Annotated in this window: 9 protein-coding genes and 1 pseudogene; 7 read left to right on the top strand and 3 right to left on the bottom strand. The window is 35.2% G+C overall.

Annotation, left to right across the window (positions count from 1 at the left end):
• From QQS35_RS14975 to QQS35_RS14950, 6 genes and pseudogenes are all read left to right on the top strand, one after another.
• On the top strand, positions 1-1,254 hold a 1,254-nt coding region (locus QQS35_RS14975; protein ID WP_285933027.1), incomplete at its 5' end, for a polymorphic toxin type 15 domain-containing protein.
• 14 nt (positions 1,255-1,268) lie between these two features.
• On the top strand, positions 1,269-1,823 hold the full coding sequence (locus QQS35_RS14970; protein WP_285933026.1) for a T6SS immunity protein Tdi1 domain-containing protein: 555 nt from the start codon (positions 1,269-1,271) through the stop codon (positions 1,821-1,823).
• Positions 1,824-2,640: 817 nt separating this feature from the next.
• On the top strand, positions 2,641-3,186 hold the full coding sequence (locus QQS35_RS14965) for an SMI1/KNR4 family protein (protein WP_285933025.1): 546 nt from the start codon (positions 2,641-2,643) through the stop codon (positions 3,184-3,186).
• A gap of 656 nt (positions 3,187-3,842) precedes the next feature.
• Positions 3,843-4,112, top strand: a complete 270-nt coding sequence (locus QQS35_RS14960; protein WP_285933024.1) for a hypothetical protein — start codon at positions 3,843-3,845, stop codon at positions 4,110-4,112.
• A 20-nt stretch (positions 4,113-4,132) separates the two neighbouring features.
• Positions 4,133-4,639, top strand: coding sequence for an ankyrin repeat domain-containing protein (locus tag QQS35_RS14955; protein WP_285933023.1), 507 nt, complete (start codon positions 4,133-4,135; stop codon positions 4,637-4,639).
• A 207-nt stretch (positions 4,640-4,846) separates the two neighbouring features.
• Positions 4,847-5,212, top strand: a pseudogene (locus QQS35_RS14950) (SMI1/KNR4 family protein); the annotation flags it as partial.
• A gap of 295 nt (positions 5,213-5,507) precedes the next feature.
• Here QQS35_RS14950 and QQS35_RS14945 read toward each other — a convergent pair.
• From QQS35_RS14945 to QQS35_RS14935, 3 genes are all read right to left on the bottom strand, one after another.
• Entirely contained in the window at positions 5,508-5,708 is a 201-nt protein-coding gene (locus QQS35_RS14945) for a cold-shock protein (RefSeq protein WP_285933021.1), read from the bottom strand.
• Positions 5,709-6,041: 333 nt separating this feature from the next.
• On the bottom strand, positions 6,042-6,920 hold the full coding sequence (locus QQS35_RS14940) for a DnaD domain-containing protein (protein ID WP_285933020.1): 879 nt from the start codon (positions 6,918-6,920) through the stop codon (positions 6,042-6,044).
• Positions 6,921-6,972: 52 nt separating this feature from the next.
• A complete protein-coding gene (locus QQS35_RS14935; protein WP_285933019.1) occupies positions 6,973-7,467 on the bottom strand; it encodes a competence protein ComK in 495 nt (164 codons plus the stop codon).
• A gap of 204 nt (positions 7,468-7,671) precedes the next feature.
• Here QQS35_RS14935 and QQS35_RS14930 point away from each other — a divergent pair.
• Positions 7,672-8,781 (top strand): IS1182 family transposase (locus QQS35_RS14930; protein ID WP_285931612.1); only part of this gene is annotated, 1,110 nt, incomplete at its 3' end.

The following is an 8,781-nucleotide window of genomic DNA, read 5'->3' as shown; positions in this document are numbered from 1 at the left end:
CAACAAACCGCAGATTATTTAACGTTTAAAAAGCAAGAAGCGAACGCCCGAGAAATTGAAAAACGTCCGTGGTATGAAGACGTATGGGTAGGTACCAAATCGTTTGTGGGGGAATTTACAGGATACTATGATTACCTGCGAGTGAAAGATGGCGTCGATCCAATTACTGGTGTTGAACTGACAGCTGGACAACGGGTAACCTATGCGGCAATGGCCGCAGCGAGTTTTATTCCAATTGTCGGTTGGGGTGGAAGGTTGGCTAGAAGTGGCAAAGGGATTTATTCAACGGTAAAAGTAAGCAATACAGCCTTGGACGCTTATAAAAGTGCCAACATGTTGGATAACATTAGGAAATCAGAATTAGGTTTGTATGGATTGGCTTCAAGCAACGGGTTCTCGGAATACATAACAGGAAAAGACATCCTAGGAAATGAACTAACCGAAGCACAACGAACAGCGAGCCTAGGTCTCGGTTTAGCAGGTATTCTTCCGCTGACCCCAGCGTTGACAAGTAACTTTACCACGGTAAGTAAAGATGCGATTGCCAAAGCACAGCAGATGGCAAGAGGGTCAAGAGAAGTTGGTCGAGCCACTCTGCAAGGGATGATTGATTCCTTACAACCAAACCGTATGAACCCGGCCGTGGCCACGGTTGGTGGTCCAATGAATGTAGTTAATATAGGACCGCTGAGGCAGAAGATTGAAGATACTTATTCGTTTGTTGTTAAGGGTCGGGGTAATACAAAGTATTTGGATGATGTACCAAAAATAAAAGAAGTTGAAGTTAATTTTAAAAGAAATGATAAACATGACTCCGAAGAGTTTGCAAGACAATTGAAAGACCAAGAAAAAGGTATGAATGAACTTACAGTTGACGAGTATTTAAAAAATCGTGAGAAGTATATTGAACAAGGGCGTGCAATTGAAGGTAACGCTGCACAACAAGCGACTCGAGAAAAAGCTTTAAATAAAAAAATAGAAGAATTATTTGAAAGTGGTATGTCTTGGGAAGAAGCTGAGATAAAAGCAAATAGTTGGTTGAAAACGCAAGCAGCACTTCACAATCCAGACCAAATAGCTGGAGGTAATCCGCTAAATATTGGTGGTATGGGAGATAATAGAATAAACTCATCAATTGGATCACAGTGGAAATATAGAATTGATATTGTGGATGAACAAATAGGGGAAATAGCTAAATTAATGACACCTGAGCAGCGAAAGAGCACCTATTTAAATGTTAAGCTTACACATTAGAGGAGGTTTGTAATTTGAGCTTATTCAAAGATTTTAAGAAAGTAAGTGAAGTAGAGGAGTATACAATTAATAAATATAAAAATATACTTCCAGAAGCTTTGATTGAAGCATGGAAAACATATGGGTATGGTACATTTATGAATGGGTATTTAAAAATAATTAACCCGGATGAATTTAGCTCTTTAGTAAATGACTCTTATTTAAGAAGCAAAGGAACAATACCTATTTTCAGTACATCCATGGGTGATGTTATACTTTTTGAAAAGGATGAAAACCAAGAGTCCTATCTTGTAATGATTAACTATCGAAAAGGTAAAACAAAAGTGGTAGCTTCAAAATATTCCTTGTTTCTTAGATTTTTAGAGGAAGAGGCGTTTAGACAGAGGGCATTAGATTGGCTTCCTTATCCAGAAGCAATAGAAAAATATAAAGAACCAGAGCATGATGAATGCTTTGGCTATACACCTTTACTAGGTTTAGGTGGAGCAGAAAAAGTTGAGAACCTAAAGAAAGTAAAATTGAAGGAACATATTCTTATTATTACTGAGTTTATGGGGCCAGTTCAGTAATATTCGGGAGTATGTTACAGAATTAACTATTAGCACTTGATTGCGTTATTTAGGCAACAGGTGCTTTTGTTTTTTGTGGAAATTTTAACTTTGTACCACATTGGATAATGCTTTACTAAAATTCATTGCTCTTGAAGGTAGTACCATCATGGAGAATCGTTTTTAGCACTATGGTGACTGAACCAAAAAGAGTGTGGCAAAATGACACATTATTTGGCTGAGGTACTTTTAATGCTACAAGACCACAAACTAAAAGAATAACAAAGCTCATAATGCTAAAGGTAATTATATAAAGGTGTATTAGCTATGTAAGGATTATTTAGTGGACATACAATAATTATTTGTTTTGAGAATCAAAAGCGCATGATGGTTGTACAATCAATCAAGGCATTATGTTTTAACACTTGAATAGAATGAAAAGTACTATAAACAGGCGAGATGACATTTTACATGACAAGGGTAGTATGACATGGCATAGTTAACAAACTAACGAGAATGACAAAGCTCGTGGCGATAAACAATGGCTAATCTAAAAACGTGTTCGTACTCTGCACTGGCTCATTAATTTTGGGTTGTATTTTTACTAGAGACGGTCGTATAATACTCGCTATTCGTTAAAAAGCGTTACGAAAATTAAAATTTTTGTAACGGGAGGGTGAAAAGTTGAACGTTGTAGGGTAATACGAGTCTCAACTCAAGGGCAGGTAAGAGATGGATATAGCTTAAAATATAAAGAAGATGAAATTAAAGCATATTGTAAAGACAATAACTTGAACTTGATACATATTTTAGAGATGAAGGAATTGGTGGTGCCAAATTGAATGAAGAAGCACTAGAAATAGACAATGAAGGATTTAATGAAATTGAATTAATTATATTTTCTAAAAAGATTGGTTATGAGTTACCGAAAGGTTATATTGGATTTTTGCGACACCATAATGGTGGCTATGTAAAAAATAGCATTAGTAGTTATTATAAACATGGAAATCAAAAGTTTGTTTTGACATCTATGTTTGGATTTGGGTCAGACGATGATTTAATAAGTCAATTTGAAATATATAAAAATAGAATACCTAGTACTTGTATTCCAATTGGAAGGGATGCAGGCGGGAATTTGGTATGTTTAAACTTATCAGAAGATAGATATGGGTATGTTTACTTTTGGGATCATGAAGAAGAACTTAACTACGAAGAAGGAAAAATAACAATTAATGATTTGTATTTTATTGCAGAAACATTTAATGAATTTTTAAATTCTATTGAGAGAGATGACCTAAAGGAATCAGAAGAAGGGTACAAAGTAAAAAAGGTTTGGGTCGACCCTGATTTTTTAAAAGAGTTAGAAAACAACTCAGATAAATAGAGTAAGAATTATTAATAAATTAAACGGTTATCTTTCGGGATGGCCGTTCTTTTTAGATTTTTCATCTAATTTTGCATATAAAAATATAATGATAAATAATTGGAGCAAGTGAGTAATGTTATTTGTGAAATTCATGACTCATGAAGGTTGTACCATCAAAGAGTATTGATTTAATAATTGAATTGCTGACGACAACTAAAATTAGGCGAGATGTTATGTTAGTTATGGCATGGAATAAGACAAACTAATAAGAATGACGAGGCTTGTGGAGGAGATAAACTGTTGGTTACGTATAGAGATTCTCCACAGAGTACAGCCTGAAATATTCATGAAAAATTGATGATAAGCTGTAAAAGGCTTTCTAACAGGTTCTTCTATAGAATGCTAGTTGTTCACTTAGAAAATGAAAAAAGAATCCATCATGTTAAGGTTAGACTGCGAAGAAATAACCAAAAGAAAGAATTTTTATAATGGCTAACTTACCGCAATTCGCGCTTGATTTCAATCGTCAAATCAAATTATCAAATATTCGTTAGCTTCCCAACCCAGTCTATCACATTTTTAAGTTTGACAATGAATCCATGGAACAGTTGAATAACGCGAACCAGGAACTGATAGATAAAATGTATCAAACACGAGATTAAAAGCACTTATCTTTGATTGTTTTATTTAAAAAAGGTCTTGGCCAGAACCAACAAGAACTTGTTCGAGAAGGTCAAGAATTATTAAGAAAGCATGGGATAGCCCCTGTAATTGGGAAAGAAAATTTAATTTGGGCGCCAAATAGAGTTGCAGGACAACAATGTGTTGAACGTCTCCAACACATTGTTGATAAACTGAAAGAAGTAGATAGTTTTGGTGGGACAAGAGAAAGAATGGTTGAAATGCTAAAGCTACTAGGGGAAGAAGCAGCATCGATGAAATAATGGAATTTCAGGAGGATTTTATGAATAAAGAATACGCAATAAGAATTTATGAGCTAATTAAGAATGGTGATATAGAAAAAGCTAAAGAGATATTTATAACTAATAATAGTTTGCTTGATTTTGTAACACCGTTTGGAACATGGCTACATGTTGCGGCCAGAGCTGGCGAACTTGAAATGATAAAATTTCTAGTTGATTCTGGTATGGATATTAACATAATCGAAGGTGTTCCAAAGTCAGCGCCTATTGCACAAGCAGCAAGTGAAGGTGAACTTAGTATTGTAAAGTACTTATTTGACAATGGTGCTATATTAGATGTTAGTGACCCAAATAGAAATCCTTTATTTTCATCGATTTATGGGGGGAACCTTGATATTGCAAAGTATCTTGTTCAGAATGGTATTGATATTACTGTTAAGTACACAGGCGACACAATGAAAGATATGGATGCCTATGCATTTGCTGTAGAAAGAGGGCAAACAGGAATTGCTGAATATTTAAAACAGAAGATGGATGAAAAAAAATAAAAGATGCTTGTTCATATAAAATACAGCTAACGATAAAGCACTTGATTGTCTAGGACAACAGGTGCTATTTTTATGCGCGTATATTACTTTGATTAACACGAATATAATTATTCACAATATTTATATTGCGAAATAGCCAAGTGAGAATGAAGAGTTAAGAGAGCTAAGCAAATAGACAAAAGTGTATTGTAAAAGGAGGAACTTCGAATGGATAAAGAGGAATTAACAAACTTTATTAATAAACATAAGGAATCAGATGACTTTACAGGTGGAGTAGATGAAAGTCAAATCAATTATATCCAAAGTGAACTAGGGGTGGAATTACCTGAAAGTTTTAAGTGGTTTTTATCTACCTATGGTTCTGGTGGGTTATTTGGAGTTGACATTTTAGGAGTAGCTAAGTCAAATAGAGCTCCTGTTGTTGTTAATACAAAGAGATTTCTAGATTTAGGAATGAGTGAGAATATAATTGTTATTGAAGATATAGATGAGTATGCTTATTGTTTAGATACAAGCAATATGGAGAATAATGAGTGCCCATTAATAGCGTGGAATAAGCAAGGAGGACCTGATAAATAGAAATATATTATAAAGACACTTGATGATACAACCACCAAGTGTCTTTATAATATATTTTGTTTTTGAAAAATTGCATGATTAGATGAGATTGCATTTTATTGCCTGTTTGAAATGACCTAATAATAAGAGGGAAGTACCTAAAAAAAGTAGATGCCAGCTAAAGCACAAAGGGCCAGTTTAACTGGGGTGGAAGCAGAGAACCGTCCCCTGCTTCCTTCATTCAGGTGCCATCACTTAAACAAACCAAAAGAAAAAGCTCTTCTCATATGAGAAGAGCTTTCGTGTTTAATTATGCTTTTTCAACGTTTGCTGCTTGTGGTCCACGGTTACCTTCTTCAATATCAAAAGTAACTGCTTGACCTTCATCTAATGATTTGAAACCGTCGCCTTGAATTGCTGAGAAATGTACGAATACATCATCTCCACCTTCAACTTCGATGAAACCGAAACCTTTGTCTGCGTTAAACCATTTTACTGTACCGTTACTCATAAAAAAATACCTCCGTGTGCTTTATAGCACGTTTATTACTTTTTGGTTCAAGATAATAATTCAAGACGATGATAATCACTAGAAAGTTATTACAAATATCTTGTTTTGCTAAAACGAACATCAATAAGTTAATCTTATTATAACACTAAATAGAAATATAGAAAGCTTTATTACAAATATTTCTAAAGAAATAAATAAGAGGCTATTGAGTTGGGTCTATAATTGGTTTATTTCTTAATGTTTTTAAATGTGGAGGTAGATGTAATTGGTTTCCTTTTAGCTTAAGTATCACCCTTGAAGAAGGTAGTAGTTAAAGATAAGGTCTATGGTATTCTATGTTGCAGCATTTATGCTTCTATCTATTTTTTTATTCCTTGAAAAATCAGCCAATAGTATTTCAACATCTGGTTTATCTTCTACTAAGATAACTTTCTCCTTCGATTTTTCTGATTCCTTCCGCTCAAGGAACCAATCCGGGATTACTTCTTGTTTCTTTTGACTAGGATTACTTCTATAACGTGATTGTTGTTGTAGTCTAAAGGTTTGTTCGGACTCCCTCACTTGTTCGATAGTAGAGATCCCCTTTGCTGACCACTTTTTCAGAATTCCTTTGACATAACTCCATTTTAAACTGTTCGTTTCGATTGCAATCTTCATTGCCTCCATGACTAAGGTCTCCCCAAGCATAGACACCCATTCAGTTATTTCATTTTGTAAATGTGAAGGTAATTTTCCAAAATTTTCGTTATAAAAACAGCAGACATCCATACTACTATTAAGGTTTTGAATTTCTTTTCCTTTTGTTTCTTCTTGTTTAATTAATGGGTCGGAATTGTGGTCGTTTTTATCGGCAGAAGGGCAGTTGGATTTTTCCTCGATAGTGTGGTCTTCTTGGTTTACTTCATTTTCTTCAATACTTTGGACGACAAATTTTGTCAAACTAATCATTTGGTACATAGCTGCTTGATTTCCAGACCTATTTTGAACAAGAATATATCCCTTTTCTTCTAATTCTTTTCTTGCAGTCTTAAATGCAGTGTCTTTTAATTGGGCTTTGGTAGTTAGCACTCTGGAAGCTGCAGAGAATTCTTTTACCCATCCTGCCCTGTTATTGACCTGCATGAGGGCATGCCATAAAAGCACAGCGGCGTTGGATAAAGGTGTGTATTCGAGGCTATTGTAAAATGCGTTGATTTCTTTTATATAATTCATGGTTAAGTTCCTTCCAAAAGTGGTTTGAGACGGGATAAGGTATTTACGGTGGTCAAATCATAAAACGTTGGTGTTGAAAAGAGGCATATTGTAGAATGCAGACTGCAGTGCGTTGCATTTGTTTCTCTAACAGGTAATACGATTCCGTCATAGCTAGCTTTTGTCCATTTTTAAAGATGATCATGGATTTAACAACAGATTTATGTGAAGCGTGATACGGGATGATTGAGTGGACGTGGTTGTAAAAAATCCAATGACAGTTAAATTCATTTGGTGAACATGTCGGGAAAGTAAATAGGTTCTTACTAGGGCTAATTGGGATAGGAACTTTACGCTGCGCACCCGTTTGATAAGTGACAGCAGAACGTCTCCCATCATAGGTGGAGCATCCATTTAAACAAGCAGATTTTATAAGGTGTATAGGTGTTTTTTTAACGAATAGCTGTCGATTACTTTCTAACACTTTGGTGTCATATTCAAAATTTGTTGCAGGTAATAAAGCCATCGTGTGTTCATTTACATGATAATTCGAAACAATTTCTGACATAGCGAGGCACTCCTTTTTAGTGGGGGTTGTGGAAGCAGGGGACGGTTCGGGACCAGTGAAAAAGTCTACGACTTTAACTCAATTATTCAAATTCACTAAACTTTAATAAATTCCACCAAAACTTCGCGATAATTCAACGAGAAAAAACCCCCTGAATGGTATAATTAGTATGACCAAATACCAAACCATTAGGGGGTTTTTTCTATGCTTCGACTAGAGCCAAAACAATTAAGTCTTCATTCTATATTATATAGTAAAATACCAGAAAATCATATACTTAAAACCATTTCAACTGTAGTAGATTTTAGCTTTATCAATAAATTACTAGAGAACAGTTATTGTAAGCAATTTGGACGACCGGCGAAAGAGCCGGAATTGATGTGCAAACTTCTTTTTCTGCAACATCTCTATAATTTATCTGACGAGAAAGTTATCGAAGAAGCCAGCTTGAATTTAGCTTATATGTACTTTATCGGTATTAATCCTGAGGACGATCTTCCTGATAAAAGTCTGCTTTCGAAGTTCAGAACACAGCGTTTAGTAGAAGGATCCCTTGATGAGATGATTACGGAAATTGTTAAGCAATGTGTAGATAAAGGCATCATTGAGGGAAAGAGTGTAAGTATAGATGCCACACATATGGAAGCCAACACCATTAAGAAAACCCCAGAGCGTCTGATGAAACATTTGGGTAAAAACATTATGCAGACCTACGAAGAAGAAACAGGAAAACCGTTAGAAAATGTGCCATCGGCACCTAACTATAAAGAAATTGAGGACCACAACGAAGCGAAAGCTGTGATGAAGGCTTATTTGGAAACAGTGATTGATCAAGCAGAAGAAAAGACTTCTGAGAAAGAATCAAAAACGTCAGAAATCATTCAAAAGGCAAAAGATATTCTTGCTGACCCTAAATTTATGCATCAAAAAGGAGTGCGTTCTCTCATTGATGAAGATGCACGAGTTGGTCGTAAAAGTAAAACCCAAGGTTTTTATGGTTATAAAACGGAGTTTGTCATGACAACAGATGAACGAATTATTACATCTGTTCGAACCGCGAATGGTGCTTATATGGATGGAAGTTATGCCAAAGAAATGTTGGAAGAAACAAAGCGATCTGGTGTGAAGGTGGAAGAAGTCTACGGTGACAAGGCCTATTTCAGAAAGGCAATTCTGAATGTTATAGAAGAAACAATGGCGAAGGCATATATACCAGTAAGTCACTCCGTATACAGAATAGATGAAAGCGAATATACCTATAATAAAGATTCGGATGAATGGTATTGTAGTCAAGGCAATACGACTGTAGACAAA

This window comes from Aquibacillus rhizosphaerae (genome assembly GCF_030282825.1).
Lineage (GTDB): Bacteria > Bacillota > Bacilli > Bacillales > Amphibacillaceae > Aquibacillus_C > Aquibacillus_C rhizosphaerae.
Note: the sequence above shows the minus strand (reverse complement) of the source record. Positions and strands in the feature narration are given on the sequence as shown.